Raw genomic sequence first — 26,028 nt, forward strand, 5'->3', positions numbered from 1 at the left:
GAGACGGTGGCTTCGAAGACACTGCACATGGCGAACGCCTTCGACGGGACGGAGTTCGATCAGCTCGACCCGCAGGCGCAAGCCCTCATCCGCCGCCGCGAGGCCGTCCTCGCGCCCAGCTACCGCCTGTTCTACCGGCATCCCGTGGTTGCGGTGCGCGGCTCCGGAGTGTGGCTGCACGACGCCGACGGCAACCGGTACCTGGACGCGTACAACAACGTCCCGGCCGTCGGTCACAGCCACCCGCACGTGCAGCGGCTGGTCAACGAGCAGCTCGGCACCCTCAACACCCACACCCGCTACCTCACCGAGCCTGTGATCGCCTACTCGGAACGACTTCTCGACCTGTTCCCACCGGAACTGACAAAAGTCGTCTATACGTGCACGGGCAGTGAGGCGGTCGACCTGGCGCTGCGCATCGCCCGCTACGAAACCGGCGCCGAGGGCATCATCTGCACCTCCCACGCCTACCACGGCACGACGACGGCCGCGGCAGCCATCTCACCGAGCCTCGGGCCCAACAACCGGATCGGCTCCGACGTGGCACTGGTCACCGCCCCTGACACCCAGCGCGATGATCCCGCCACCATGGCCGAGGACTTCGCGGACCGTGTCCGCCAAGCGATTTCCGATCTGCGCGGGCGCGGCGTCGGGTTCGCGGGAATGATCGTGGATTCCATCATGTCCAGTGACGGCGTGCAGTCCGATCCGCCAGGCCTGCTGGAACCCGCGGCCGGTGCGGTGCGCGAGGCCGGCGGGCTCTGGATCGCCGACGAGGTTCAGCCGGGGTTCGCGAGACTCGGGTCGACGTGGTGGGGATTTCAGCGGCACAGGTTCGTGCCCGACTTGGCCGTGCTGGGTAAGCCGATGGGCAACGGGGTGCCGATCGGTGCCGTCGTCGGTCGCGACGAGGTGATGGCCGCCTTCGGCCGAGATATTCGTTACTTCAACACTTTCGGCGGTAATCCGGTGAGCATCGCCGCTGCCACGGCGGTCATCGACGTCATCGAATCAGAACAGCTGCTGGACAGTGTGAGTCGTACGGGCCAGGCGCTGCTGCAGGGTCTTCAGGAGTTGGCGCTGCGACACCCCGGCATCGCCGGTGTGCGCGGTTGCGGGCTCTTCACCGCAGTCGAGTTCGTCAGCGAGGACGGGATCACCCCGGACGCCGCGACAGCGTCGTTGGTGGTCAACGAGCTTCGTGATCGCCGCATCCTCATCAGCGCCTCCGGCCCCAAGGAGAACGTACTCAAGATCCGGCCACCGCTGCCGTTCTCGACTGAGCACGCCACGATGTTGCTGACCGAACTCGACGATGTGCTGGCGCACCTGCCGCGCTGACTCACGCAGCCATACTGCTGCCGCGAATGATCAATTCCGGTGCGAGCAGCACAGATTCGGGGCGGCGGCCCGCCAGCACTTCCAGCAGCAGCCGGACGCCTTGCCGACCCATCTCGTGCATCGGGGACCTGATGGTGGTGAGCGGAACCGCGCCACCTTCGGCCAGCGGGGTGTCGTTGTACCCGACCAACGCGACATCGTCGGGTACTCGAATTCCCTTGTCGCGCAGCACTCCGAACGCCCCGATCGCCGCGAAGTCGTTGGTGGCGAAGATCGCGTCGGGCACCGAACCGTGCGCCAGGATCTGCTCTGCGGCCGCGCGGCCACCAGCGGGATCGAAGCCCGTGTAGACAACCCGCTCGGGCGGGACGTGAATCCCGTTCTCCGCCAACGCAGCAAGGCAGCCGTTCGTCCGGTTGCGTGCGGTCGACGCGAACTCCAGGCCGGCCACCACCGCGACGTCGCGCCGACCGGTGTCGGCCAGATGTTGTCCGACGAGCCGGCCGCCCTTCTCGTCGTCGCAGGTGGCCGACGGATAGTCGCCCGCCGTCCGCGAGACCAGTGCGAACTTGATGCCTTCCGCGTAGACCTGGTCGAGAAACTCGTGATCGAGGTGCGCGTCGCCGTAGATCAGGCCGTCGACGCGCCGATCGATCATCATCCGCGTCCGCGCCCGCTGGTTCTCGTCGATGTCGAGCGAGTTGGTGACGAATGTCGACAGGCCGGCCTCCGACGCGGCCTCCTCGATGCCCTCGTAGATCGTCGCCAACACATAGTCCTGCAGCCGGGGCACGAGCACACCGATCAACCCCGACCGCCGCGTGCGCAGGCTGGACGCCTGCGGGTTGGGGGAGTACCCGTGCTCTTTGGCGAAGGCGCGGATCCGGGCGACGGTCTCGGGCGAGCCCCACCGCAACGCCTCACCGCCTGGCGTGGCCAACACGCGGGACACCGTCGACGGGCTGACCCCGAGCTCGTCGGCGATTCTGCGCAGCGTCATGGGCCCCTGTTGCGACGCCATCAGCTAACTGTCCTCCCTGATATGGCCATCACCCTATAAGACCTCACGCGTTACCAACCGTTTTACACAAACGTTTGACGGAAGTTACACAAACGATTGCGTCAAACGTTTGTGCTGTGTTTCACTCGCTACATGCGCCACCCCGAGACAGCCGTCACAACCGACGGCTACGACCGCCACAGCGCACCTGGACGCCGATGACCCGCATTGCCGTGATCGCCACCGGCGGCACCATCGCGTCGACCGCGTCGGACGGCGGTGTCGTCGCCACCCGGTCGGCCGCCGACCTGCTGCAGACCGCCAAGGTGACCGGCATCGAGGTCGAATCGATCGACCTGATGACCGTGGGGTCCTACTGCATGAGGCTGGAACATCTGCGGTCCATCAGCGACGCCGTCGCCGCGCTTCTCGCCCGCACGGACGATCCGGTCGACGGCATCGTCGTCACGCACGGGACCGACACCATGGAGGAGACGGCGATCCTGCTGGACCTCGTGCACGACGACCCACGGCCGGTGGTGCTGACCGGTGCCCAACGCGCCAGCGACGCCCTCGACGCCGACGGGCCGCAGAACCTTGCCGACGCGGTCGTCGTCGCGGGATCCTCTGACGTGCGGGGGATCGGGGTGTTGGTGGTGTTCGCCGGCCAGATACTGCCCGCCCGCGCTACCCGCAAGCTGCACACGACAGCCCTGGCGGCGTTCGGGTCGGTGTCGGGCGCGCGGATCGGTGCGGTCACCGACGGCACCGTGGCCATCAGCGCGATTCCCAAGCGGCCTCAACCCCTTTCGCGGCCGACCGCCGACTTCGACGACACCCGCGTCGACCTCGTCGAGATGTATCCAGGCGCCGACGCCACGCTGATGCGAGCCGCGGTCGCGGCGGGCGCCAGGGGAATCGTGCTGGCGGGCACCGGCATCGGCAACGCCAACCCACAGGTCGTCGACGCCGCCAGGGAACTGGTTGCCGACGGAGTGGCCGTGGTCCTGTCGACACGCGTTCCCGAGGGGCCGGTGGCCGGTGTCTACGGCAACGGGGGCGGGGCCGACCTGATCGCGGCGGGGGTTCCCGCCGCACCGGCGCTGCCGGCAACACAACTTCGAATTCTCCTGGCGCTGTGGCTATCTCAACACGACGACAACGCTCCGGGAGTCGACTCGATGATCGCGCTTTACGCGGATGACAAGGAGGAATGAGCAATGGCTAAAGAGATCTTCGTCGCCTTCGGCATCGACGTCGACGCCGTCGGCGGGTGGTTGGGCTCCTACGGCGGTGAGAACTCGCCGGGTGACATCTCCCGCGGCGTGTTCGCGGGCGAGGTCGGCGTGCCCCGGCTCAACACACTGCTCGAGCGGTACAACCTTCCCGCCACCTGGTTCTGGCCCGGGCACTCGATAGAGACCTTCCCGGAGCAGTTCGACACGGTCGTGGCGTCGGGCCACGAGATCGGCGTCCACGGCTACAGCCACGAGAACCCGATCGCCATGACGCGCGAGCAGGAATCCGAAATCCTGGACTACTGCATCGATCTCATCAATACGCGAACAGGAAAGCGGCCGACTGGCTATGTGGCGCCCTGGTGGGAGTTCAGCAGGGTCACCAACGAGCTGCTCGTCGAACGCGGCATCAAATACGACCACTCGCTGATGCATCGCGACTTCGAGCCCTACTACGTCCGCGTCGGGGACTCCTGGACGCCGATCGACTACGACAAGCCGGCCGCCGAGTGGATGAAGCCCCTGGTGCGCGGCGAGGAGACCGACCTCGTCGAGATCCCGGCCAGCTGGTACCTCGACGACCTGCCGCCGATGATGTTCATCAAGGGCAGCCCGAACAGCCACGGCTTCGTCAACCCGCGACACATCGAAGAGATGTGGCGCGACCAATTCGACTGGGTGTACCGCGAAAGCGACTACGCGGTCTTCACATTCACCATTCACCCGGATGTGTCGGGCCGCCCGCAAGTGCTGCTCATGCTGGAACGTCTCATCGAGCACATCAACTCGCACGACGGCATCACCTGGGCCAATTTCGACACCATCGCCGAGGACTTCAAGAAGCGGCGTCCTCGCGCCTGACCAGTTCACCCAGACAATAAGGATCGGCCAATGTCATCATCGAACGCCTCCGTAGGCCCTGGGCTGCGCCGGGTTTCAGGCAGGGAGACGCGTCGCGCGTCGGGGATCGCCTACATCGCCTGGACCATCGCGGTTTACGACTTCATCCTGTTCGGCACACTGCTGCCGCGCATCGCGGAGTCGTTCGGGTGGTCCACCAGTCACGCCCTTCTCGTCTCGACACTGGTCAGCGTCGGCACGGCCATCGTGGTGCTGCTGGTCGGCCCGATGGTGGACAAGCTCGGCCGGCGTCGCGGCATGATCATCTCGGTCGGCGGCACCGCCGCGTCGTCGGCGGCCACGGCCGCAACCTTCGGTGCGGCGTCGCTGGTCGGCGTCCGCTCGATCAGTGGACTCGGTCTGGCCGAACAGTCGGTCAACGCCACCTACCTCAACGAGCTCTACGAACTCACCGAGGACGAGGCGATCAAGAAGCGGCGCGGATTCGTCTACTCGATGGTGCAAACCGGTTGGCCCACAGGCGCCTTGCTCGCGGCCGGCTTCGTCGCCGTGGTCACCTCGGTCTTCGGCGAGGGCGCGTGGCGCATCGCCTTCCTGTTGGCGACCATCCCCGCCGTGCTGGTCGCCCTGCTGTGCCGCACCCTGAAGGAGAGCCCGCAGTTCGAGGCGCAACAGACGGTGCGCAAGCTGCGTCGCGAGGGCAGGCACGACGAAGCCACTGCCCTGGCGGCGGCCACCGCGACCGTCGAGCAGACCGCCGCGCCGTACCGGCGGATCTTCACCGGCAAGCACCTGCGCAACACGGTGGTGCTGTCGCTGGCCTGGCTGCTCAACTGGTTTGGTATCCAGACCTTTTCGGTGCTCGGCACGACTGTGCTCGAACAGGGCAAGGGCATCGACGCGTCGAGCACCCTCATCCTGGTCGTGCTGTCGAACATCGTCGGTGTTGCGGGCTACCTGGCGCACGGCTGGGCCGGCGACCGGTTCGGCAGGCGCAACACCATCGCCGTCGGCTGGCTGCTGGCCGGCGTGTTCTTCGCGGCCATGTTGTTCGGACCCTCGAACGACGCCTACGTCCTCGTCACGTACATGATGGGCCTGTTCTTCCTGCTCGGCCCGTACGCCGCGATCATGTTCTTCCAGGCCGAGTGCTTCGACACCGATTGCCGCGCAACGGGTAGCGCATTCATCGGGGCGATGTCGCAACCCGGCGCGATCATCTCGGGCTTCATCCTCACCGGGCTGACCGCCGCATCCATCGGGTACGCGACCGCGGCGTTCTGGGTAGGAGCGGTCGGCACCGTCGTATCGGGTGTGGTCGTCCTCGGCGCACACAAAGTGGCGCCGCCCACGGCGGCTGCGGCGCGGGAACAGGCACAAGCCATCACGGAGGTGCAGTCATGAGCGATCAACCCGTGGCGATGATCACCGGCGCCGCCTCGGGAATCGGCGCCGCGACCGCGGTGTGCTTCGCCGAACGGGGTATTCGCGTCGGAATCGGGACGTTTCCCGGCGACCCGCACGATCCGGAGACCACGTTGCGCGACGTGCACGACGCGGGCGGGGAAGGAACGATCGTGGAAGTCGACGTGCGGTCGACCGACTCCGTCGATGCGTTCGCCGCCGCCCTGATGTCCGCGTGGCGGCGCATCGACATCGCGGTCGCGAACGCGGGCATCCTGCGCGGATCGGCGTTCGCCGACATCACCGACGAGCGGTGGCACGACCTGCTCGACGTCGACCTGCACGGGGTGATGCGCACGGCCAGGGCCGGACTCCGCCACATGGGTGAGGGTGGATCGGTGACCGCGATCTCGTCGATCGCCGGCGGCGTGTACGGCTGGCAGGAGCACGCGCATTACGCCACCGCCAAGGCCGGCGTGCTGGGGCTGATCCGCAGTCTCGCAGTCGAATACGGCCCCCGCGGAATCCGCGCCAACGCCGTCATCCCCGGTTTGATCCGCACACCGCAGTCCACCGACGCGGTCAATTCGCTCGGTCCCGAGGGCCTCGACCGTGCGGGCGGCTACATCCCGTGGGGCCGGGTCGGACATCCCCGCGAAGTAGCCGAGGTCATTGCGTTCCTGTCCAGCCCGCAGGCGTCCTACGTGAGCGGTCAGGCCATCGTCGTCGACGGCGCGCTGACCGTGGCGATGCGAGACTGACCATGCCCAAAATTCTCGACGGCAGAAGAGCACTCGTGACCGGCGCCGCATCCGGGATCGGGCATGCGATCGCCGCCGCGTTCGTCGAGGCCGGCGCGGTGGTCACCGCCGCCGACCGCGATCCCGAAGTCATGGGACTCGCCGCCGCGATGGGTGCGCGGCGGGCCCACGTATTGGACGTCACCATGGAATCGGCGGTCGACGCGGTGGTCTCCGACATCGTCGAAAACGATGGCGGGCTCGACATTCTCGTCTGTTCGCATGGCATCCTGACGCAGTCGCCCGCGGCGGACATGTCGACCGAACGTTGGCAGGAGACGCTCGACGTGGACCTGACGGGGGTCTTTCTGCTCAACCGCGCGGCGCTGCGGCCCATGCTGCAACAGCGAAGTGGTCGGATCATCAACATCGCTTCGCAGTTGGCCATCAAAGGCGGTGTGTCGCTGGCTCACTACGCGGCGGCCAAGGCAGGTGTGATCGCGCTGACGAAGTCGATCGCGCTGGAGACGGCCGACCAAGGAGTGCTCGCGAACGCGATCGCGCCTGGGCCCATCGATACCCGGATGGTCGCCGGAATCGACGAAGAGTGGAAGCGCGACAAGCGTGCCGAACTTCCGCTCGGGCGGTTCGGAACTCCCGACGAGATCGCGCCGACGGCCGTCCTGCTGGCGTCCGATCCCGGTGGCAATCTCTATGTCGGCCAGGTTCTCGGACCCAACTCGGGCGACGTGATGCCCTGATGTGCGGCGGATGTGCAGGTGCACCACCGGATTGGGCCGCCGACTTGGTCGCCGGTCCGCGACGCCGGTCCGCGGTGGCCAACCGCCTGGCGGCATTGATGAAGCGCGACCAGATACGGGCGATCACGTCGGGATGGATGGTCAGCGGCCCCACGGGGGTGTCGGTGGTGTGTCGGACCTACGACGACCTGGTGAACGTGGTGAGCGAGCGAACAGGCCTCGACCACCGGTCCGTCAGCGCCGCCGGGCTCAACGAGGCGCCGACACCCACTCCAGGAACTCGTCGGCCGTGAACACCGGCTTGCCGTACTCCTGCGCCTTGCGTGCCTTACCGGATTGCGTGCCCGCCTCCGCGATGACCAGCACCTCACAGCGCGTCTTCGTCACCGATTTGACGGGCTTCAGTCCCGCCGACTCGGCCAGTTCCTCCATCTCCCACCGCTCGACGATCCGGCCCGCACTGTCCTGCGCGGTCCCGGTGAAACAGATGCGGGCTCCCGGCGTCAGCACCGAGCCGATGTCGTCGCGCTCCAAAAAGGTTGACTCGGGCAAGATTTCGCTGCCCAGTAGTTGAGACGCCTGCTGCAGCCGCTCCACCACCACCGCGGGCACCTGCACCCGTGACGCGGCCGCCCGCAGCTGATCGGCCACCGACTGCCGCGCCGCCCACGACGAATCCAACTGGTGGAGCGGCTCGGCTCCCAACAACACCGCACCGACATCACGGCTGACCCGCAGCAGCGCCGACAGGCCAGGCAGATGGTCGGCCGCCGGTGTCGGCACGGCGTGGTCGCGGCTGACCAGCAGCCCCGAAACCGACTCCGCCGGTTCGGGTTCCTCGAACGCCGACGAGCCCTGTTCGGACTCCGACGCCGTGTGCGCAGCCAACTCGGACTGCGCCCGCTCCAACGCTGTCCGGCCCGAGGGCCGCACACCGGCCAGTTCGATGCCGAGCGGCATCGCCGTCACATGTCCCAGTCGCTTCAGCTCGAAGTCGATCAAGCCGAGCGTCTCGTCGATCCCGGCACCCACCGGCGTGCAGCCCGCCAGCATCGGCGCGATCACCGCCCACGCCTCCCGCAACGTCGGCGCCAGCAACACGTCAGAGACGTTGATACCGAACGCCGTTCGGGCATCAGCGAGATCCCGCTGCGGATTGATCAGGGTCGACACCGCCGTGCCGTCGTCGAATGCGACCGCCAACTCCACCGGCCGCGGCCGCGACATCCGGCCCTCGTCGCCGACGGTCAGCATCCCGATCGCGCAGTACCGCCGCGCGCTGCCGTCGTCGACCGAACTGCGCAGGAACCGTGCGATCCGCCGATCCGTCTTCAGATCCTTCGGCAGCACAGGCCTTTTCAGCACCAGCCCCGCCAACGACGTGCAGCGGCTCAGCGCCACGTACAACTGGCCCGTCGAGAACATCCCACCGGACAGGTCGACCACCAACCGCTCCAGCGTCTGCCCCTGCGCCTTGTGGATGGTGATCGCCCACGCCAGCTTGAACGGCAACTGCGTGTACGAGCCGATCACCTCGCGGCTCAGCGAACCGCCGGACACCACCGGCCGGGTGGCCTCCCACGTGTACGGCGACACGTCCGCACAGGAGCCGTCGGCGAATTCGACTTCCACCACCGCGCCGTAGCGGTCGTAGTCGACGCCGATCACCCGGCCGATGGTGCCGTTCACCCAGCGGTCGCTCTGGTCGTTGTTCAGCATCATGATCTGCGCGCCGACCTTGAACCGCAGCGTCTCCTCGACCGGCGGGTCGAACAGCGACAAATCACCAGAAGCCTTTGCGTGGTGCACCAACTCGTCGCCGGGCAACCGTTCCAGCTGTTGTCGGTTGCGCGCGGTGACCAGACGGTTCGTCGGCGCCAGCGTCATCCAGAACTCGTCGTCCGGCGGAACGAACTCCCTGTCCGCGCGGGCATTGAGCTGTTCCTGTGCATGGCCGAGTAGCACGCCCTCGCGGATCTCGTTGAGAATGGCGGTCATTCGGTCGTCGCCGAGCTGACGGAACACTGTCGTCAACGACACGGTCGGGAAGTCGTCACGGCGAAAACTCCGCGCGGAGAAGAAGTACGGCGTCTCGTAGGCCGTCGAAAAGTACTCAGCCTCGCCCTCGCCGACCACCGGCGGCAGCTGGTACAGGTCGCCCACCAACACGATCTGCACGCCGCCGAACGGTTCGCCGGGGGCAGGCCCGAACCGCTGCAGCGCCGCAGCCAGCATGTCGAAGACGTCGGCGCGCACCATCGACGCCTCGTCGATGATCAACGTCTGCAGCGACGCCAACGTCTTCGTGAAGCGGCCAGGCCGATATGCACCGTCGCGGACGTCGGCCAGCGTCGTCGTCGTGCGGAAGCCGAACAGCCGGTGGATGGTGTAGCCGTCGACGTTGAGCGCCGCGATGCCCGTCGGCGCGACCACCACCACCGCTCGGTCCGTCTGCGCCATGAACTGCCGGATCAGCGTCGACTTGCCGGTGCCCGCCTTACCGGTCAGAAACAAGTGCCGTCCGCCGGCAAGCAGGTCGAGCGCATGGCGGAACTCGTCGGTGAGCACGAGACCGTCCGTTGCCATGAATGCCCACGTTAGCGCGGGCGATACGGCCTATCGTGAGCTATGCAGGTTCGGGTGCTCGGACCGCTCGAAGCGTTTGCCGACGGGACGGACGTCACGCCGACAAGCCCGAACCAGCGCACGGTGCTCGCGGTTCTGGCCGCCCACCCGGGCCAACACGTCCGGACGGACACGCTGATCGACGCGCTGTGGGGCCACGACCCGCCGCCGACCGCCGAGCGCACCCTGCGCAGCTACGTGTCCCGACTGCGCGCGGCCGTCGGTAGCCGCATCGTCGCCAGCCGCGGCGGCTTCTGTCTGGATACCAGCGATATCCGACTCGACTCCATCGAGTTCGAACGCCTCGTGGCGTCTGCCAAACCGCTTGCTCCGGCGGCGGCGGCAGACACCTTGCGCTCGGCGTTAGCGCTGTGGCACGGACCGGCTTTCGGCGAGTTCGCCGAACTCGACACCGTATGCGCGCAAGCCCGCGCGCTGGAGCAACTCCGGATCGGCGCCCGCGAACAACTGGCCGCCGCGCTGCAGAAAGCCGGCGACTTCGCCGCCGCCGGTGCGGAGGCCGAGGCGCTTCTTGCCGAACTGCCGCTCGACGAAGGGGCCTGGGAGATCCTGATCCGCGCGCTGAGCGGCGGTGGCCGGACGGCCGAGGCGCTCGAGGCGTACCGACGGGCCTACGACACGCTGTCCGCCGTCGGGCTCGAACCGTCAGAACGGTTGCGGCAGGCCCAGCGTGACGCGTTCGACGCCAAGCCCGCGGCACCGCCGCGACCGGTCGTCGTCACGCCGAACGAGGGACTGGTGGGCCGCGACGACGACCTGGCCGCGTTGGCGAGGCTCGTCGACCGCTGCAACCTGGTCACCGTCGTCGGGCCCGGCGGGGTCGGTAAGACCACCCTGGCCCGCGAGGTGGCCCGGCGTCGGGCGCCGTCGCACAGCGGCGGGGTGCGGGTGGTCGAACTGGCGGCGGTGACCGATGCCTCGGCCGTACCCGACGTGGTGGTCACCGCGCTTGGTTTGACCAGCGACGGCGGCGCGCCGTTGACGGCGTTGCGACGCGTCCGGTCCATGGATCTCGTTGTCCTGCTGGACAATTGCGAGCACGTGCTGGACGCCGTGTGCGACGTGCTGCAGGCGGTGCTGCCCTCCGAGCCGTCGCCGTTGCGGGTGGTCGCGACCAGTAGGGAACTGCTGGGAATGCCCGGCGAGCACGCCTGGCCGCTTGCTCCGCTGGACTGCTCCGGACCCGACTCCCCGGCCCAGCGGTTCTTCGCCAGGCAAGCAGATGCCGTCAGGCCAGGCACCGTCACCGCGTCCGATTCGGCGGCGGTCACCACGATCGTGCGCCGGCTCGACGGGTTGCCGTTGGCAATCGAGTTGGCCGCCGCGCAGGTCGCCGCGCTGGGTATCGAGGATCTGGCCGAGCAGATCGACTCGTCGCTCGAGGCGCAGCTGGGCGGTTTGGCGCGTCGGGGTGGCGAGCCGCGGCACCGGACGTTGCGCGCGGCGATCGAATGGTCCGAGCGCCTGCTGCCGCACGATGCGCGCGAGGCGCTGGTCGACTGGACGGTGTTCGCAGGGGCGGTCCGTCGCAGTGATGCGCAGGCGGTGCTTCAAGTGGCGCCCGACGTGATCGACGAGCTGGCCCGGCGGTCGTTGCTCAGCGTCGAGGTGCGTTCCGGCAGAACGTATTACACAATGCTGAAGACGGTACGGTCGGCGGTCGGTCCGCCGTCGGAGGACGCCGAGCGCAGGCATCTGAAGCATTTCGCCGCCGCGGCCGAGCAGGCAGCGACCGCGTTGCGCACCGCGGAGGAGCCTGCGGCGCACCGCCGGATCGTCGAGCTCATCGATGAGCTCCGGCTGGCGCACACCCGCGCCCGCAGCATCGATGTCGAGACCTCGGTGCAGATGTCGACGGCGTTGCACTGGTTCGGGGTATCGCGGTTGCACACCGAGGTGTTGGGCTGGGCTGCCAAGCTTCAGCCGTTGGTGGCCGACCGGCCCGACCTGCGCGCAGCGGTCGACTCGTCGGTCGCCTACCTGCACGTCATCGCCGAACAGCTCGACGTGGCACATCGGCTCGCCGACGGCGCGCTTGCGGACGCATCCGACGACCAAACACGTTGCCGCGCATTGGAAGTCCTCGCCGACTGCGCGTTGTTCACGGGTGACCTCGAAGCCGCCCGCAGCTGGTCGTCCGAACTGGTGACGGTGGCCCGCCGCGCGCGTGACGTGTACTACGAAGCGGTCGGCCGCTACGTGGTGGTGATGTCGTTGGCCTACGGCGGCGAGCACGATGCGGCCCGAAAGCACCGGGTCGAACTGGACCGCCGCTTCGCCAAGGGCGCGGTGAGCCCCACACTGCAGAGCTGGCTGGCCTACCTGAAAGGGGAAACGGTGCTCGACGCCGACCCCGCCACCGCGTCGGCGGCGTTCACCCGCGCCATCGAACTCGCGGACTCCGCGGGCAGCACGTACGTCGGAGGCGTCGCGCGGGTTTCGGCGATCACGCTGCGCTCACGCACCGCCGCAACCCCCGATGTGCTGCCGTTGTACGTCGACGTGATCGAGCGATGGCTGGACGCCGGATCCTGGTCCTATCTGCTGACCACGATGCGCAATCTCGTGCCGACGCTCACCGAACTGGGGGAGTACGTCGCGGCGGTGCAGGCCCTGGGCGCGGTGACCCGGCCCGAGCAGACCCCCACCTACGGTCGCGAACGAGAGCGGCTCGCGAGCGCCGAGGACATGTTGCGGGCCAAGCTGAGCGCCGCGGACTTCGCGCACCACTGCGCTGTCGGGAGCGCCCGCGACCTGGCCGCGGCGGCCCGCGCGGCGGTCACCGCGATCATGCGGGCACACTTGCGGATTGAGGCCGGGCCAGCAGTTTGGTGAAGCGTTCGTAGCTGAAGATCGCCATCACGTAGAACGCGAGATCGGCGACGACGCTGCCAAGGACGAAGCCGGCCGCCGTGCTGCCGACCACCAAGGGGCCGAAGTACAGCGCGATCGGTCTGATGGTGACGCTGTCGATCACCTCGGCAGGCCCGAATTCGACGGCGATGCTGCGCGCCGCAAGACCGTTGGCGACGAGCACACGCATCGGCCGGCTTCGCTCGGTTTGTGCGCGGTAAGACCAGCGTGCGGCGTTGAAGTAGGCGGCCGCGTAGTAGCCGGCCGATGCGCCGATGGTGGCGGCGATGACCGCAGCGGCGTACGAGCCCGTCAGCGCATGGGCGGCCGCGGCGGCCCCGATCTGGCCGACCCATCCTGCGATCTCATTGGGCGCATAGCGTCGCAACCACTCGACGATCTTGTGCCGGACTCGGTGTTGAGTGCCTGACTTCATGACGCTCCTCTTCGCGACGACCCAGGTCAGGATCGGTCTGCGGCATTGCAGCCGCGCTGCAGCGCGATTGCAGTCCTCGTCAACGGGCAGGTTTGCGACCACCGCTCGGAGGGAAAGCGATCTCCACTATTTGTGCTTTTCGCAAGGAGGCGGTCATGGCAGCGCCAACCGAGGCACCAGGCGTGATCCGAAGCTTGATTCCGGCCCGAATCGACCGTCTACCGTGGTCGCCGTTCCACACCCGGATGGTCGTCGCGCTGGGCGTGGCCTGGATCCTCGACGGCCTGGAGATCACGGTGGCCAGCGCCGTGGCCGACACGCTGACGCAGGAGGAAACCCTCGGCCTGTCGTCGACGGCGGTCGGCTTCATGGCGACGGTGTACCTCGCGGGCGAGGTGGTCGGCGCGCTGTTCTTCGGGCGTTTGTCCGACAAGCTCGGCAGGCGCAACCTGTTCATGATCACGTTGGGCGTCTACCTGGGCGGCAGCGGTCTGACGGCGTTGACGCTTGGCAACGGCGCGGGCTGGATCGTGTTCCTCTACGTCACCCGGTTCATCGCGGGCATGGGCATCGGCGGCGAATACGCCGCCATCAACTCCGCGATCGACGAGCTGATCCCCGCCCGATACCGCGGCCGTGTCGACATTGCGGTCAACGGAACATATTGGGGCGGCGCGATTCTCGGCACGCTCGGCACGTTCGTCTTCCTCAAGGCCATCGATCTGAGCCTCGGCTGGCGGCTGGCGTTCCTGCTCGGGCCGGTGCTTGGCCTGATCATCCTGTTCGTGCGACGGCATCTGCCGGAAAGCCCGCGCTGGCAGGTGATGAACGGCCGCGTCGACGCCGCCGAGAAGTCGATCTCCTACATCGAGAAAGAGGTCGAGGCCACCGGCGTGACGCTGCCGAAGGTCGACGAAAGCAAAGCCATCGAACTGCGGCCCACCGAGAAGATCGGCTATCTGGCGCTGACCCGGGTGTTGTTCCGCGAGTACCCGTCCCGATCCATCCTGGGTGCGTCGCTGATGATCAGCCAGTCGTTCCTGTACAACGCGATCTTCTTCACCTACACCCTGGTGCTCGGCAAGTTCTACGGGGTGGCGTCGGAGTCGGCACCGTTGTACCTGATCGCGTTCGCGGTCGGAAACCTGACGGGCCCGTTGACCATTGGGCACTTCTTCGACACCATCGGCCGCAGGAAGATGATCGCCGGGACCTATCTGCTGTCCGGCCTGCTGCTGGCCGTCAGCGCGGTGTTGTTCAACGCCGGCGCGCTGAATGCGATCACCCAGACCATCGCGTGGTGCATCGTCTTCTACTTCGCGTCGGCGGGGGCCAGCGCCGCGTATCTGACGGTCAGCGAGATCTTCCCGCTCGAGGTGCGGGCCAAGGCGATCGCGGTGTTCTTCGCGATCGCCCAGTGCTTCGGCGCGCTGGGCCCGGTCATCTACGGTGCACTGATCGGCGACGGCTCCGACTCGTTCTCGCTGTTCCTCGGCTATCTGCTGGGCGCGGGTGTGATGATGGCCGGTGGCTTGGTCGCCTGGTTCCTGGCCGTCGATGCCGAAGGAAAGTCGTTGGAAGAGATCGCAACCCCGCTGGCCGTCGAGGGCGCCACTCGGCGACGCGGTTCGGTCCGCGCGGAGGGCGCCACCCGGCCGTACTCGACCTGACCGGCGACCCGGACGTCGTCAGCGAACTTCTTCAACGGTCTGAGCCAATATCTTCGGGACAAGGCCCATACTCAGGCCAGCATGGAAGTTCTGGGGAAGGCCGTTCCGATCGCGACGCTCGTGTTCGTCGTGTCGAGCATGGTGGCCATGGGGCTGGGACTCACCGTCGCTCAGGTGACTGCTCCGCTGCGCAATATCCGGCTGGTGGTGCTGTCGCTCCTGGCGAATTTCGTGCTGATGCCGGCCGCCGCGGTGTTACTTGCCCGCGTCCTGCGGCTCGACGAACCGCTTGGCGTTGGACTGCTGTTGCTTGGTGCGGCAGCAGGCGCACCGTTCCTGCCCAAGCTCACGCAGATCGCCGCCGGAAACCTGGCGTTCGCGGTGGCGTTGATGGTGCTCCTGATGGTCATCACGGTGGCCTACATGCCGCTCGTGCTGCCGCTGTTGCTACCAGGGGTGACGGTCGATCCGGCGCGGATCGCCGCGTCGCTGGTGGTGACGATGCTCCTTCCGCTGGGCATCGCGCTCGGTGTCAATGCCAAGTTTCCCGCTGCAGCCACGCGGGCCAAACCGCTGTTCGATCGCCTGTCCAGCCTCGGCCTCATCCTCGTGGTGGTGCTGCTGGTGGTGGTCAACTTCAAGAAGGTGCTGTCCGTGTTCGGCACCGGCGCGATCCTGGCCGGCCTGCTGTTCATCGCGCTCGGATATGCCGCGGGATGGGTTCTCGGCGGGCCTGCGGCGGACACCAGACCCGTACTCGGCTTGGGAACCGCTCAGCGCAATATCGCCGCGGCGCTGGTGGTAGGCGGCCAAAGTTTCAGTGACCCAAGCGTTGTGGTGATGGTGGTCGTTGTCGCGATCGTCAGTCTGCTGATACTGCTGCCGATTTCGCGGTTACTGGCGCGGTCACATAGCTCTATTCCGGGCCCTACTGCGGGCTGACGAACGACGCGTCGATCAGCGTCTTGAGATCGAGGTTCTTGACCGCGGGGTTGGTCGGCGCCAGTTGGTCCACCGAGGTCTGCAGCTGCTCGATGGTGGGCGTCGGCACGTCTGGCAGCACCTTCGTGTAGTACGCCCAGGTGTCGTGTAATGCCTTGGGATCGGTCACCTTCAGATGCTTGGACAGCACGCTGACGGCATACGGCTCGTCGGTCTTCTCCCGCTTGATCGCTTGCTGCACCGCGGTCATGAACCGGCGGATCTGATCACCGTGCGTCTGCACATAGGCGTCGGTGGCGGCGATGCCCACGTTTGACGTCGGGATGTTCTGCGTCGCCAAGTCCAGCATCGAGTGGAATCCCTCCGCCTCCAACTGAGTCGTCGTGGGCGGATGCGACAGGGCGGCGTCAATCGTGCCCGCCACGAGCGCGTTGTTGACGTTCGTCACCGAACCCAACGGCGTGAGCGCCACGTCGCTCGGCTGCAGCCCCAGTTGATGCAGCGCCTCCAACGTGGCGATGTACAGCGAACCGCTCGTCGACGTGATGCCGACCCGCTTGCCCTTCAGCTCCTGTGGCGTCTTGAGTTTCGTGAACAATTCGTAGATGAACACCGGCGTCAGCGTGGCCAGGTAACTCACCTGCCCGCCGGAGGCGGCGCCGGACACCATCTCCGGCGCCCCGATCGACGCGAGTTGCGTCTGGCCGGAGATCAACGCCGGGAAGCCGTCGGAACTGCTGAGGTTGGTCAGCTTCACATCCAGGCCCTGCGCCTTGAACAGCCCCGCCTCGTCGGCGATCCAGAACGGCAGTTCGTCGGCGACCACCTGGCTGTAGCTCAACGTGATCGAGTTCGGGTCACCGCCGGAGGCTTGCGGGCCCGCGTTGTCGCCGCACGCGGTCATCGCCATGGCGGCGGCAGCAGCGAGGATCCAGATTCGTTTCATAGCCCTTCTCCGTCAATGTGATTCGGGTCGCCACGCGGCGAAGCGCCGTTCGACCGCGCGCAGCAGTCCGGTCAGCACCACACCGGTGATCGCGAAGATGAACAGTCCGGCGAACACCACCGAGGTCTGGAACTGCTGACCGGCGTTGTTCATCAACATGCCGACGCCGTGGGTGGCGCCGCTCAATTCCGCGACGAAGACACCAATCAGCGCCTGGCCCACCGCGAGTCGCAGTCCGCTGATGATGAAGGGCACCGATCCCGGCAGTGCGATGGTGCGGAAGATCTGCAGATCGTTCGCACCGAAACAGCGCGCCACGCGCAGCACCGCCGGATCGAGGTTCTGCACGCCGCTGGCGGTATTGATGAGGATCGGGAAGATCGCCATCAGAAAGACGATCGCGATCTTCGACGTCTGGCCGATTCCGAGCCAGATGATCAGCAGCGGCGTCAGCGCGATGCGCGGGGTGGCGTAGAGGAAGTTGATCAACGGGCTCGCCGCCCAGGACAGCCTTCGGTACCAGCCGATCAGCAGACCGAGCGGCAACCCGACAAGGGTGGCGAGCACCAGTCCGTAGAGCAGTTCCTTGCCGCTGGCCGCGAGGTCGCTCCAGATGGTCGCGCTGGCGAACAACTGCTGGAACGCCAGGAGGACATCGGACGGGCCGGGCAGGATGATCGCCGGCTTGATCCGCAGCATCGCCACGATCTGCCACAGGGCGAGCACCGCCACGACCGCGCCGGTGCCGTAGACGAACTTGGCGTTGAGCCTGCGGCGCGGTCGCGGGCTGTCCGGTTTCCGGCGGGCGGTCACCGGCCGCGTCGCGGTCACCGCCATCAGTGCACGCCTCCTGCGATCGCTTCGGGGCTGTAGAGCAATTCGGATATCTCCTCCACCAGCGCGAGATACTCCGGCGAGCGTCGGATGCTCTGCGCGCGCGGACGTTCGAACGGCACCTCGACCTCGCGGATGATGCGGCCCGGACGCGGACCGAACACGCACACCCGGTCGGCCAGCAGCACCGCCTCGCTGATGTCGTGCGTGACGAACAACGCGGTGACGCGTTGTGCGGCGCAGATGCGGAGCAACTCGACCTGCATGACTTCGCGGGTCTGGGCGTCGATCGAGGCGAACGGTTCGTCGAGCAGCAGCAGTTGCGGTTGTACGGCCAGCGCGCGGGCCAGATTGACGCGCTGCTGCATGCCGCCGGACAGTTGGGCCGGATAGCGGTCGCCGAAACCGGAGAGGCCGACCAGTTCGAGCAGTTCGTTGGCGCGGTCGCGGGCTTCGCGCCGCTTGAGTTGCTTGCCCAGTTCCAGGCCGTAGGTGACGTTGTCGAGCACTTTGCGCCACGGCAGCAGGCTGGGCTGCTGGAACACCATGGCGCGGTCGGGGCCGGGGCCGGGGATGTCGTGACCGTCGAGGCGCAGCACGCCACTTTCGATCGGGGTGAAGCCGGCGACGGCGTTGAGGAAGGTGGTTTTTCCGCAGCCCGACGGGCCGACGATGCAGACGAAGTCGTTGCGTGCGACGCTGAGGCTGACGTCGGCGACGGCCAGCGTGGGTACGGCACGCGTGTCGGGATTGCGGTATTCGATCCGCACCCGGTCGGCTTCGAGATGCGCGGGCTGTGCTCCAGGCATGTGAGCAACGTTACGGTCTGATGTCAGGCTGAATCAAGGCCTGACCATAAGGCCATTACCGGGCGAGGGTTCGGGCGACGGCGCCGTACTTCTCGAACCGGTCCGCGTCGCCGACTGCGTTGTACAGCACGATGCGGGTGGCGATTTCGCCGTACTTCTTGCTCAGGGCGTCGGCCAGGCCGTCCCACGTCGACTCGGTGGCGAAGGTGGCGATGTGGTCGTCGGTGATCTGCTTGGCCATCCCCGCGAAGTCGCCGGCCTTCTGCTTTTCGCGGATCCGCGCCGTCGTCCCTTCGAAGCCTGCCTCGTCCCAGATGAACGCGTAGTTCGGGGTGCTGCCGTAGAAGCTCATGCTGGCGCGGACCAGTTCGCGCTCGTGGTCGCGCTCCTCGTCGGTGTCGCCGACGATCGTCATCACCGGCACGATCACCGCGATGTCGGCCGTCGACCGGCCCGACTTCGCCGCTCCCTCAGCAACATTCGGCATCACATGCCGAGCCAGGTAGCCGGGTTCGCCGAGCGGGTGCACGTGCACACCGTCTGCGACCTCGCCGGCCATCCGCAACATCCACGGATTCACTGCTGCCACATCGACTTTGGGATCGGGTGCGTCGATGGGGCCTGCGCTCCACTGCGGCGTGATGAAGTCCAGCCGATAGAACTCGCCGAGGTGATCGAGCTTGCCGGTGCGGAAGGCTGCAAAGCAGGCCTTGACCGCGCGCACGTAATCCCTCAGGCGCGGACCGGGCCGCTCGAACTGCGCGCCGTAGCGCCGCACCACGTGCGTGCGCACCTGGGTGCCAAGGCCGAGGCGGAACTTCCCCACGGTGGCTTCCTGCAACTCCCACGCCGTCGCGGCGGTGACGAACGGGCTGCGGGGAAAGGCGACCGCCACGCCGGTCGAGAGCTCCAAGCCGGGTGCGGCCTGCGATGCGACGGCGGCGTTGAGATACGCCGTCCGACCGGTTTCGGTGAACAGCATCCCGTCGAAACCTGCGGCCTGCGTCCGGCGCGCGAGGTCTCCGATCTTTCCCAACGGCTGCGGGACCGTCATCACGTCGACGCGCACGGTCGAACAGTACGCCGCTAGCCGACGTTGACGAACGGGCTTATCGCGTCGCGCGCGAACTGCGCGACGTTGGTGCCGGGGCTGCCGTCGGGAAAGCTCACCGTCGCGAGGATGTTGCCGCCCGCGTCGGCGAAGTCGCCGTCGGCGCGGCCCTGATGTGTCGTCGACGTCACCAGGATGATCCCGGTGGTGCCCGCCTGCTTGGCCAACGGCACCGAGAACTGTGCGTTCTGCACCGTGCTATTCGCCCTGTCCTCCACGATGATTCGGTTCGCCGGGAAGCCGAGCAGCATCAGCATGTTGCGCATCTGCCCGGCCTCGGTCTTGCCGTTCTGCGGATTACCGCCGGTGACAATGACCGGCGACTGCGGAAAGAACTGCGCGACGATCAACCCCGTCATCACCCGGCGGCGCAGGATCGCGCGCATCGACCCGTCGGGCGTCAGCCCGTAGCCGAGGATCACGATCGCCGGTTTCGTGAAGTCCTTTCCCGCGGCCGCGGGTTGCGCCTGCGAGATCGCCGGGGACACACCGCCCAACACGGCAGCCACCGAAACGGCGACCGCGCCGAGCGCGGCTCTCCATCGGCGACGCATGTGCCCTCCGCAACGGTTGGGACTGATGAGAAGAATGTTACTGACGGTGTAATCGAGCCGACGCCCCCATTCGTTACCGGCGACACGGCGCAAACAAGATCAATCCATTTTGCGTTTCGTTTCCCGTCCGGGAGGGTAACGTTCCCGCAGGTCGAAGCGTCATGGCATGAGGGGAGTAAGGGTGAAGGTCAACAAATTGGCGGGAGTGGTCGCCGCCACCGCAATCGCATTCAGCTTTGGTGCAGTCACGGCCGCGCCCGCCGGGGCGGCTAACAACATCAAGGTGTTCGGTCAGCCGGAGGCACTCGAGGACGCCTATGGCAACCCGATGATCACCTACATCGTGCACGGGTTGAATCCGAGTTCGGACGCCGTGCCGCACAACGGTCGGCTGTACGAGGCCGACGTGACCAACGAAGGCGGCATTCCGATCGCCGCGCTGTTCAACGCCCGTGCCGAGAGCGGACAGACCTACCGAATCATCGGCGGCGGTATCCCGGGCAAGATCTACTTCGATGTCGTGGGCGACACACCCAACAGCGTCGTCTACAACGACGGTGTTCAGGATCTGCTGGTGTGGGTCTCGCCGACCCCGATCAGCAGCGGCGCCCCGGACGTCACGGGCGAGTCCACCGAGGGCGCCGGCGGCGCCACTGATGGCGGCGGTGCCACCGACGGCTCCACCACCACAGGCGGGGACGACGTCGCGCCGCAGGTCGAAGCGCCAGGGCCCTTCGGGCTCACCGAGTCGGAGGTGGCCGAGCCGGGCTTCAACAACGGCGGCGGGCATCGCTGATTCGGTAGTTTGTCGCTCGCTACGCGGGCACATCGCGGATCGCCTCTGATGTCGGATTCGATGCGCCACAACGGCACTGACCTTCCCGACGCCGACGCCGCGCTGCCACCGGACTACCGGCTGCTGGCCAGAGAGTGGCGCACAGTAGGCGAGTATGTGGCGGCGCGGCGGGCGGTGCGTCAGATGTCGGCGTGGCCGGCCGGCGACGGGCATCCGGTCCTGGTGCTGCCCGGGTTTCTCGCGGGCGCGGGGTCGACGCAGTTCCTGCGGAACGTGCTGCGCAGGCTCGGGTACCGCTCCTACGACTGGCGGCTCGGCACCAATTTGGGCGTCCGGCCGGGCATGCTCAAGCAGTTGCCTGCCCGGCTGGACGACATCCGGGCGCGCAACGACGGCCGCAAGGTCAGCATCGTCGGCTGGAGCGCGGGCGGCATCTACGCCCGCGAGCTGGCCAGGGCCCAGCCCGACGACGTGCGGATGGTGATCACGCTCGGTTCGCCGATCCGCGGCAACCAGCAGGCCACCCACGCCTGGCGGATGTGGCGGATCCTCAACCGCAAAACACAAGCGCGGCAAGTGGTTTCAGATGCGGCCCGGATCGCCCGTGAAGAGCCTCTGCCCGTTCCCACCACGTGCATCTACAGCAGATCCGACGGCATCGTGGCGTGGCAGTGCTGCTTGAGCCGACCGTCGGCACAGACCGAGAACGTCGAAGTGCACTGCAGCCACCTCGGCTACGGGCACAACGTCGAGACGCTGGGTGTGATCGCCGACCGGCTGGCGCAGCCGGAGGGGCAGTGGCGGCCCTACGCGGGCTGACAGTCGATCAGCACGGCGTCGCCGACCCGGATGGTGCCCGAACGCAGCACCCGGCATGCCGAGCCGGCCCGGCGTCGCAGCGCCGCCGCGGCACCGGGTCCGATGAAGTCGTCGAGCAGTCGGCATGGCGCCGACACCCGCACCACCTCCAGTTCCACGTCGCCGATCGACAGCCGCGTGCCCGGCTTCGTCGGGATCTCACCCGCGTCCACCGTGATGTTGCGGCGGGTCGCACCGGCGTCGAACCCGTGACCCAGTTCGGCCGCCGCCTTGTCGAGCATCTCCTGCGACTGAATGGTGACGTGCCGGTGCCGGGTGCCGTGATAGCGGTCGCCGACCAGGCCTCTGCCCTCTTCCGCCGTCACCTCGTCGACCGCCCGCACCGGAAGCCGGCTGCCCGGCGCGATATGGATGGCGCTCACCTGCATGAAGCCAGGGTACCGACGTAGCACATGCCTGCCGGTGGGCCGATGATTGACGGCATGACTCGAGACGAGATCACCCAACAAGTCATCGCCGCCCGGCTCGCCAAAGGGCTGACCTGGCAGCAGCTGGCGGACGCCATTGGTAAGCCGGTCGTCTGGACCACCGCGGCATTGCTCGGCCAGCATCCGATCCCGCCGGAGAATGGCCGCACCCTGGTCGACCTCCTCGGCCTCGACGAGTCGGCGGTGCCCGTGCTCGCGGCCGTGCCGATGCGCGGCGGCCTGCCCACCGCGGTGCCGACCGATCCGACTATCTACCGCTTCTACGAAGCCCTGCAGGTCTACGGCCCCGCGATCAAGGAACTGGTCCACGAGCAGTTCGGCGACGGCATCATGAGCGCGATCAACTTCAGCGTGAACGTCGAGAAGAAGCCGCACCCCTCTGGCGACCGCGTCGTCGTCACCTTCGACGGGAAGTTCCTACCGTATGACTGGGTGGCCGCGGACACGGCGGGGTGAAGCGCTGAATTCGCCCACACAACAAGACCGTTACGAATCAGTGCGGCTCAACCTAGTTGCGCCGATCTCACCGCGCTCTGTCTAATATTGAGCCGTCCCGGCCCTCGCCGACCCCAACGGAGAACTGTTGACGTCTACTCGCCGTGTCCAGGGAGCCTGCCTGGCGGTTGTGCTCGCGGTCCTCGCTGTGCTCGGCGGTGTGGTGGTGTCTACGACTCCCGCCTGCGGCAACCGTTGCGCGGTGACCGGCACTCCCGTCGCGCACGCCGCGACGCAGCCGGCGCCGCCGCAGCCCGCCGCGGTGTGGGTGGCGCCGTCGTCGGGCGCGGACCACGTCAGCCCGTCGGGACCGGTCCTGGTCACCGCCACGTCGGGGACGATCACCGCCGTCGAGATGCGCAGCGACTCGGGCAAGGTGATTCCCGGCGTGCTCACCCCGGACGGGACGGTGTGGAAACCGACGACCCAGCTCGGCTACGGCCGCGACTACACCCTGACGATCTCGGCCCGCGGACCGAACGGGATGCCGACCCGCGAGACGTCCAGCTTCAGCACGCTGACACCCGGCAACCAGACCGAGGTGTACCTCGAGACCACAGCAGGCGGGCTGATCCAGGACGGCGCGACGTACGGCGTCGGCATGGTGGTCGTCGCGAAGTTCGACGAGCCCATCGAGAACAAGGCCAGCGCCGAACGCCATCTCGTGGTCACGACGAACCCGCCGGTGACCGGGTCGTGGAACTGGATCGACGACCAGACCGCGCACTGGCGGCCCGAGAAGTATTACGCGCCAGGCACTACCGTCGACGTGACGGCCAATCTCTATGGCACCCCGGTGGGTGACGGGCTGTATGGCCAAGAGGACGAACATGTTTCGTTCCGGATCGGCGACTCGCACGTGTCGATCGCCGACGACAACACCAAACAGGTGAGCGTCTACGACAACGGCAAGCTGGTCCGCACCATGCCGACGTCGATGGGCATGGGTGGCACCGAGACCTTCGGCAACACCACGTTGAGCTTCTGGACACCGCCGGGGGTCTACACGGTGCTGGACAAGGCCAACCCGGTGATCATGGACTCGTCGACGTTCGGGTTGCCGATCAACTCGCGGCTCGGGTACCGCGAGACCATCAAGTACGCCACCCGGATCAGCATCGACGGCATCTACCTGCACCAGCTGGATTCGACGGTGTGGGCGCAGGGCAACACCGACACCAGCCACGGCTGCCTGAACCTCAACGGCGACAACGCGGCATGGTTCTACGACTTCTCGGTCCCCGGCGACATCGTCGAGGTCCGCAACACCGGCGGCCCGCCGCTGAAGCTGGGGGACAACGGCGACTGGACAGTGCCGTGGGACCAGTGGCGTAAGGGCAGCGCGCTGGCTTCCTGAGCTTCCTACGTCACGAGCGACAGCGCGTGCGCGCGCCGCAGCTTCCCCGACGGGGTCTTGGGGATCATCCCTGGCTCGAGCACGACGACGTTGCGTGGGCGCACGTCGACTTCGGCGAACACCTCGTGCGCGACCTGCCGCTCCACCCGGCGCACCTGCTGTTTGTCCGCGAACTCCTTGCATTCCACCGCGACGGCGAACGTCTCCCGCGACAGTCCCGCGTCCAGCCGTACTGCGACCGCGCACCCCGGCCGTACGCCCTTGACGCGGCCCGCGGCGCGTTCGATGTCGGTCGGGAAGATGTTGCGCCCGGCCATGATGATGACGTCTTTGACCCGGCCGCAGACGACGACGCTGCCGGTTTCGGTGAGGTAGCCCAGGTCACCGGTGTCATACCAGCCGCGCTCGTCCTGCGCCGAGATGAACCCGCCCATGGTGGTGTAACCCCTGGTCACCGGTTCGCCACGGACTTCGATGACGCCGACACCCCGCGCGGGTAATGCCGCGCCGTACTCGTCGACGACCCTGACCTCCAAGCCCTGCAGTGGCCGGCCCAGCGTGACGAGGCGCCGGGTGTGACCGCCGGTCACCGGGATCGCGCGATGCAGCACCGCCAACAGGTTGGCGTCGACCTCGTCGACGACCATGCCGCCTCCGCACTCGGAGAATGACACGGCCACCGTCGTCTCGGCCATTCCGTAGGCGGGGATGATGGCTTCGGGCTTGAGTCCGAACGGTGCTCCGGCGGTGCACAAATCTTCCACATCGACTGGATCGACTTGTTCCGCACCCGAAAGTGCCCATCGCAGCGAAGACAGGTCGAAGTCGCCGACGGTGGCTTGCTTGCGCAATCGGTTCGCGAACATGTTGTAGGCGAAGTTCGGCGCGGCCGTCATCGTGCCCTTGTACTTGTCAATCAGCCTGGCCCACAACAACGTATCGCGCAGGAAATCCATCGGCGTGATCTTGACGAGCTCGGCGCCGACATACATCGGCACCGTCAGGTAACCCGTCATACCCATGTCGTGGAAGCAGGGCAGCCAGCTGACGATCACATCACGGTCGGGGTCGAAATCACAGCCGGCCATCATCGCCTCCGCGTTGGCGACGATGTTGGCGTGCGTGATCTGAACGGCCTTCGGGGATCCTGTTGAGCCCGAGGTCAACTGCATCAAGGCCACGTCGTCGTCGTCGGTGTCGACCGGTGTGATCGGCGCGCTCGCGAGCAGGGACTCGGCGGTCAGCACCGTCATGCCAAGCCCGCACAGCACGGGCGCGGCGGCCATGAATGGATCTGAGACGACGACAGCCTTGGCCGTGATCATGTCGATGACGTCGGCTGTTTCCTTGGCCCAGCGGACCAGATCGGTGCGTGGCGTCGGCTGATGCAGCATGGTGACGCTGGCACCGCGCATCCAGATGCCCTGGGCAGTCGGGGCGATCTCGACCGGCGCTCCTGCCAAGACGGCTACGGCGTCACCGCGTCCGATGCCTGCGGCGGCCAATCCTCCTGCGACGCAGCGGGCTTGGTCATGTACCTCGGCCCACGAATGTCGAACAGGGGTGTGTGGTTCCCCGGTGACCATGCCCTTGAGGCTCCGCTGTGCATTGCGGTACATCGTTTCGGTAAATCGACTCACGCGAATTCCCTTTGCCTGCGCGCGATACGCGTAGTGGGTTGGTATTTCGGAAGCCGCTGGGTTCGACGATGCCTGTGGAGTTCCTCGACTCCGCGTTGTTCACCCCAGTAAGACCCGCCACCCCGGCTGGGGCGGCGAGTTATTCGCCAGACGCACCGACTGTACAGACGGCATACCTGATTGGATATCGCAGCGCGCCGGTGTGAGTGCGGATTGTCCGAATTGTGGCCGAAAATTCGCCTGCCGCCCGCGGTTCACATCCTGAACTGCCCAGCTCGGGGCCACTT

Annotated in this window: 24 protein-coding genes; 14 read left to right on the plus strand and 10 right to left on the minus strand. The window is 67.1% G+C overall.

All coding sequences use genetic code 11. The annotated features are described in order from the left end of the window. The first annotated feature begins 21 nt into the window (after positions 1 to 21). A complete protein-coding gene (locus tag C1A30_RS09785) occupies positions 22 to 1,341 on the plus strand; it encodes an aspartate aminotransferase family protein (RefSeq protein WP_369974149.1) in 1,320 nt (439 codons plus the stop codon). Position 1,342: 1 nt separating this feature from the next. Here the strand turns inward: C1A30_RS09785 and C1A30_RS09790 are convergent, their stop codons facing one another. Beyond that, positions 1,343 to 2,362, minus strand: a complete 1,020-nt coding sequence (locus C1A30_RS09790) for a LacI family DNA-binding transcriptional regulator (RefSeq protein ID WP_101948061.1) — start codon at positions 2,360 to 2,362, stop codon at positions 1,343 to 1,345. 197 nt (positions 2,363 to 2,559) lie between these two features. Here C1A30_RS09790 and C1A30_RS09795 point away from each other — a divergent pair, with 197 nt between their 5' ends. The 6 genes from C1A30_RS09795 to C1A30_RS09820 are packed head-to-tail and all read left to right on the plus strand — an operon-like array spanning position 2,560 to position 7,638. Further along, positions 2,560 to 3,558 (plus strand): asparaginase, encoded by a 999-nt coding sequence (locus tag C1A30_RS09795; RefSeq protein ID WP_101948062.1) that lies wholly within the window; start codon positions 2,560 to 2,562, stop codon positions 3,556 to 3,558. 3 nt (positions 3,559 to 3,561) lie between these two features. Then, on the plus strand, positions 3,562 to 4,440 hold the full coding sequence (locus C1A30_RS09800; RefSeq protein WP_101948063.1) for a polysaccharide deacetylase: 879 nt from the start codon (positions 3,562 to 3,564) through the stop codon (positions 4,438 to 4,440). 30 nt (positions 4,441 to 4,470) lie between these two features. Then, positions 4,471 to 5,844 (plus strand): MFS transporter, encoded by a 1,374-nt coding sequence (locus tag C1A30_RS09805; RefSeq protein ID WP_101948064.1) that lies wholly within the window; start codon positions 4,471 to 4,473, stop codon positions 5,842 to 5,844. After that, a complete protein-coding gene (locus tag C1A30_RS09810; RefSeq protein ID WP_101948065.1) occupies positions 5,841 to 6,605 on the plus strand; it encodes an SDR family NAD(P)-dependent oxidoreductase in 765 nt (254 codons plus the stop codon). The genes C1A30_RS09805 and C1A30_RS09810 overlap by 4 nt, the downstream gene beginning before the upstream one ends. A 2-nt stretch (positions 6,606 to 6,607) precedes the next feature. After that, positions 6,608 to 7,345: an SDR family NAD(P)-dependent oxidoreductase gene (locus tag C1A30_RS09815; protein ID WP_101948066.1), complete on the plus strand. Its 738-nt coding sequence runs from the start codon at positions 6,608 to 6,610 to the stop codon at positions 7,343 to 7,345. After that, positions 7,345 to 7,638: a hypothetical protein gene (locus C1A30_RS09820; protein ID WP_101948067.1), complete on the plus strand. Its 294-nt coding sequence runs from the start codon at positions 7,345 to 7,347 to the stop codon at positions 7,636 to 7,638. The genes C1A30_RS09815 and C1A30_RS09820 overlap by 1 nt, the downstream gene beginning before the upstream one ends. Here the strand turns inward: C1A30_RS09820 and C1A30_RS09825 are convergent. Continuing rightward, positions 7,595 to 9,931 carry an AAA family ATPase gene (locus C1A30_RS09825; RefSeq protein WP_101948068.1) on the minus strand — a complete coding sequence of 779 codons (2,337 nt, stop codon included), beginning with the start codon at positions 9,929 to 9,931 and terminating at the stop codon, positions 7,595 to 7,597. The genes C1A30_RS09820 and C1A30_RS09825 overlap by 44 nt on opposite strands. Before the next feature lie 54 nt (positions 9,932 to 9,985). Between C1A30_RS09825 and C1A30_RS09830 the strand changes: the two genes are divergently transcribed. Continuing rightward, entirely contained in the window at positions 9,986 to 12,826 is a 2,841-nt protein-coding gene (locus C1A30_RS09830; protein ID WP_160112720.1) for a BTAD domain-containing putative transcriptional regulator, read from the plus strand. On the opposite strand, the gene C1A30_RS09835 is transcribed toward C1A30_RS09830, so the two are convergent. Then, positions 12,780 to 13,280, minus strand: a complete 501-nt coding sequence (locus C1A30_RS09835; RefSeq protein ID WP_101950099.1) for a hypothetical protein — start codon at positions 13,278 to 13,280, stop codon at positions 12,780 to 12,782. The genes C1A30_RS09830 and C1A30_RS09835 overlap by 47 nt on opposite strands. 155 nt (positions 13,281 to 13,435) lie before the next feature. Between C1A30_RS09835 and C1A30_RS09840 the strand changes: the two genes are divergently transcribed. Both C1A30_RS09840 and C1A30_RS09845 read left to right on the plus strand, forming a co-directional pair. Then, positions 13,436 to 14,950 carry an MFS transporter gene (locus C1A30_RS09840; RefSeq protein WP_101948070.1) on the plus strand — a complete coding sequence of 505 codons (1,515 nt, stop codon included), beginning with the start codon at positions 13,436 to 13,438 and terminating at the stop codon, positions 14,948 to 14,950. Positions 14,951 to 15,031: 81 nt separating this feature from the next. Further along, entirely contained in the window at positions 15,032 to 15,892 is an 861-nt protein-coding gene (locus tag C1A30_RS09845) for a bile acid:sodium symporter family protein (RefSeq protein ID WP_101948071.1), read from the plus strand. Here the strand turns inward: C1A30_RS09845 and C1A30_RS09850 are convergent. From C1A30_RS09850 to C1A30_RS09870, 5 genes are read right to left on the minus strand one after another with little or no spacing between them, the layout of a single operon-like run. After that, complete coding sequence (locus C1A30_RS09850; protein WP_101948072.1) at positions 15,879 to 16,838, minus strand: ABC transporter substrate-binding protein; 960 nt, start codon at positions 16,836 to 16,838, stop codon at positions 15,879 to 15,881. The genes C1A30_RS09845 and C1A30_RS09850 overlap by 14 nt on opposite strands. Before the next feature lie 12 nt (positions 16,839 to 16,850). Then, positions 16,851 to 17,669 (minus strand): ABC transporter permease, encoded by an 819-nt coding sequence (locus C1A30_RS09855; RefSeq protein WP_160112721.1) that lies wholly within the window; start codon positions 17,667 to 17,669, stop codon positions 16,851 to 16,853. Positions 17,670 to 17,674: 5 nt separating this feature from the next. Further along, complete coding sequence (locus tag C1A30_RS09860) at positions 17,675 to 18,481, minus strand: ABC transporter ATP-binding protein (RefSeq protein ID WP_101948074.1); 807 nt, start codon at positions 18,479 to 18,481, stop codon at positions 17,675 to 17,677. Between the two features lie 55 nt (positions 18,482 to 18,536). Continuing rightward, a complete protein-coding gene (locus C1A30_RS09865; RefSeq protein WP_101948075.1) occupies positions 18,537 to 19,550 on the minus strand; it encodes a TIGR03617 family F420-dependent LLM class oxidoreductase in 1,014 nt (337 codons plus the stop codon). A 17-nt stretch (positions 19,551 to 19,567) separates the two neighbouring features. Continuing rightward, complete coding sequence (locus C1A30_RS09870) at positions 19,568 to 20,146, minus strand: YdcF family protein (RefSeq protein WP_101948076.1); 579 nt, start codon at positions 20,144 to 20,146, stop codon at positions 19,568 to 19,570. A gap of 181 nt (positions 20,147 to 20,327) precedes the next feature. Between C1A30_RS09870 and C1A30_RS09875 the strand changes: the two genes are divergently transcribed. Then, the gene (locus tag C1A30_RS09875; protein WP_101948077.1) at positions 20,328 to 20,942 is read left to right on the plus strand and encodes a DUF1942 domain-containing protein; all 615 of its coding nucleotides are present in this window, start codon (positions 20,328 to 20,330) and stop codon (positions 20,940 to 20,942) included. Between the two features lie 48 nt (positions 20,943 to 20,990). Continuing rightward, positions 20,991 to 21,761 carry a triacylglycerol lipase gene (locus tag C1A30_RS09880; RefSeq protein ID WP_101948078.1) on the plus strand — a complete coding sequence of 257 codons (771 nt, stop codon included), beginning with the start codon at positions 20,991 to 20,993 and terminating at the stop codon, positions 21,759 to 21,761. Here C1A30_RS09880 and C1A30_RS09885 read toward each other — a convergent pair. Further along, entirely contained in the window at positions 21,749 to 22,189 is a 441-nt protein-coding gene (locus C1A30_RS09885) for an MOSC domain-containing protein (RefSeq protein ID WP_101948079.1), read from the minus strand. The genes C1A30_RS09880 and C1A30_RS09885 overlap by 13 nt on opposite strands. Positions 22,190 to 22,231: 42 nt before the next feature. Between C1A30_RS09885 and cynS the strand changes: the two genes are divergently transcribed. Beyond that, positions 22,232 to 22,705, plus strand: coding sequence for a cyanase (cynS, locus tag C1A30_RS09890; protein WP_200828229.1), 474 nt, complete (start codon positions 22,232 to 22,234; stop codon positions 22,703 to 22,705). Positions 22,706 to 22,829: 124 nt separating this feature from the next. Beyond that, on the plus strand, positions 22,830 to 24,101 hold the full coding sequence (locus tag C1A30_RS09895; protein WP_101948080.1) for an Ig-like domain-containing protein: 1,272 nt from the start codon (positions 22,830 to 22,832) through the stop codon (positions 24,099 to 24,101). Positions 24,102 to 24,106: 5 nt separating this feature from the next. Here C1A30_RS09895 and C1A30_RS09900 read toward each other — a convergent pair whose 3' ends face one another. Then, entirely contained in the window at positions 24,107 to 25,741 is a 1,635-nt protein-coding gene (locus C1A30_RS09900; protein ID WP_101948081.1) for a fatty acyl-AMP ligase, read from the minus strand. Between the last annotated feature and the right edge of the window lie 287 nt (positions 25,742 to 26,028).

It is taken from the genome of Mycobacterium sp. 3519A (genome assembly GCF_900240945.1).
Lineage (GTDB): Bacteria > Actinomycetota > Actinomycetes > Mycobacteriales > Mycobacteriaceae > Mycobacterium.

Bases quoted from the DNA above. Each gene is read 5' to 3' on its own strand.
- C1A30_RS09850 (WP_101948072.1), bottom strand. From the start codon at position 16,838: ATGAAACGAATCTGGATCCTCGCTGCTGCCGCCGCCATGGCGATGACC.
- C1A30_RS09825 (WP_101948068.1), bottom strand. From the start codon at position 9,931: ATGGCAACGGACGGTCTCGTGCTCACCGACGAGTTCCGCCATGCGCTC.
- C1A30_RS09870 (WP_101948076.1), bottom strand. From the start codon at position 20,146: ATGCGTCGCCGATGGAGAGCCGCGCTCGGCGCGGTCGCCGTTTCGGTG.
- C1A30_RS09810 (WP_101948065.1), top strand. From the start codon at position 5,841: ATGAGCGATCAACCCGTGGCGATGATCACCGGCGCCGCCTCGGGAATC.
- cynS (WP_200828229.1), top strand. From the start codon at position 22,232: ATGATTGACGGCATGACTCGAGACGAGATCACCCAACAAGTCATCGCC.
- C1A30_RS09835 (WP_101950099.1), bottom strand. From the start codon at position 13,280: ATGAAGTCAGGCACTCAACACCGAGTCCGGCACAAGATCGTCGAGTGG.
- C1A30_RS09805 (WP_101948064.1), top strand. From the start codon at position 4,471: ATGTCATCATCGAACGCCTCCGTAGGCCCTGGGCTGCGCCGGGTTTCA.
- C1A30_RS09860 (WP_101948074.1), bottom strand. From the start codon at position 18,481: ATGCCTGGAGCACAGCCCGCGCATCTCGAAGCCGACCGGGTGCGGATC.
- C1A30_RS09880 (WP_101948078.1), top strand. From the start codon at position 20,991: ATGTCGGATTCGATGCGCCACAACGGCACTGACCTTCCCGACGCCGAC.
- C1A30_RS09820 (WP_101948067.1), top strand. From the start codon at position 7,345: ATGTGCGGCGGATGTGCAGGTGCACCACCGGATTGGGCCGCCGACTTG.
- C1A30_RS09845 (WP_101948071.1), top strand. From the start codon at position 15,032: ATGGAAGTTCTGGGGAAGGCCGTTCCGATCGCGACGCTCGTGTTCGTC.
- C1A30_RS09790 (WP_101948061.1), bottom strand. From the start codon at position 2,362: ATGGCGTCGCAACAGGGGCCCATGACGCTGCGCAGAATCGCCGACGAG.
- C1A30_RS09840 (WP_101948070.1), top strand. From the start codon at position 13,436: ATGGCAGCGCCAACCGAGGCACCAGGCGTGATCCGAAGCTTGATTCCG.
- C1A30_RS09815 (WP_101948066.1), top strand. From the start codon at position 6,608: ATGCCCAAAATTCTCGACGGCAGAAGAGCACTCGTGACCGGCGCCGCA.
- C1A30_RS09795 (WP_101948062.1), top strand. From the start codon at position 2,560: ATGACCCGCATTGCCGTGATCGCCACCGGCGGCACCATCGCGTCGACC.
- C1A30_RS09885 (WP_101948079.1), bottom strand. From the start codon at position 22,189: ATGCAGGTGAGCGCCATCCATATCGCGCCGGGCAGCCGGCTTCCGGTG.
- C1A30_RS09800 (WP_101948063.1), top strand. From the start codon at position 3,562: ATGGCTAAAGAGATCTTCGTCGCCTTCGGCATCGACGTCGACGCCGTC.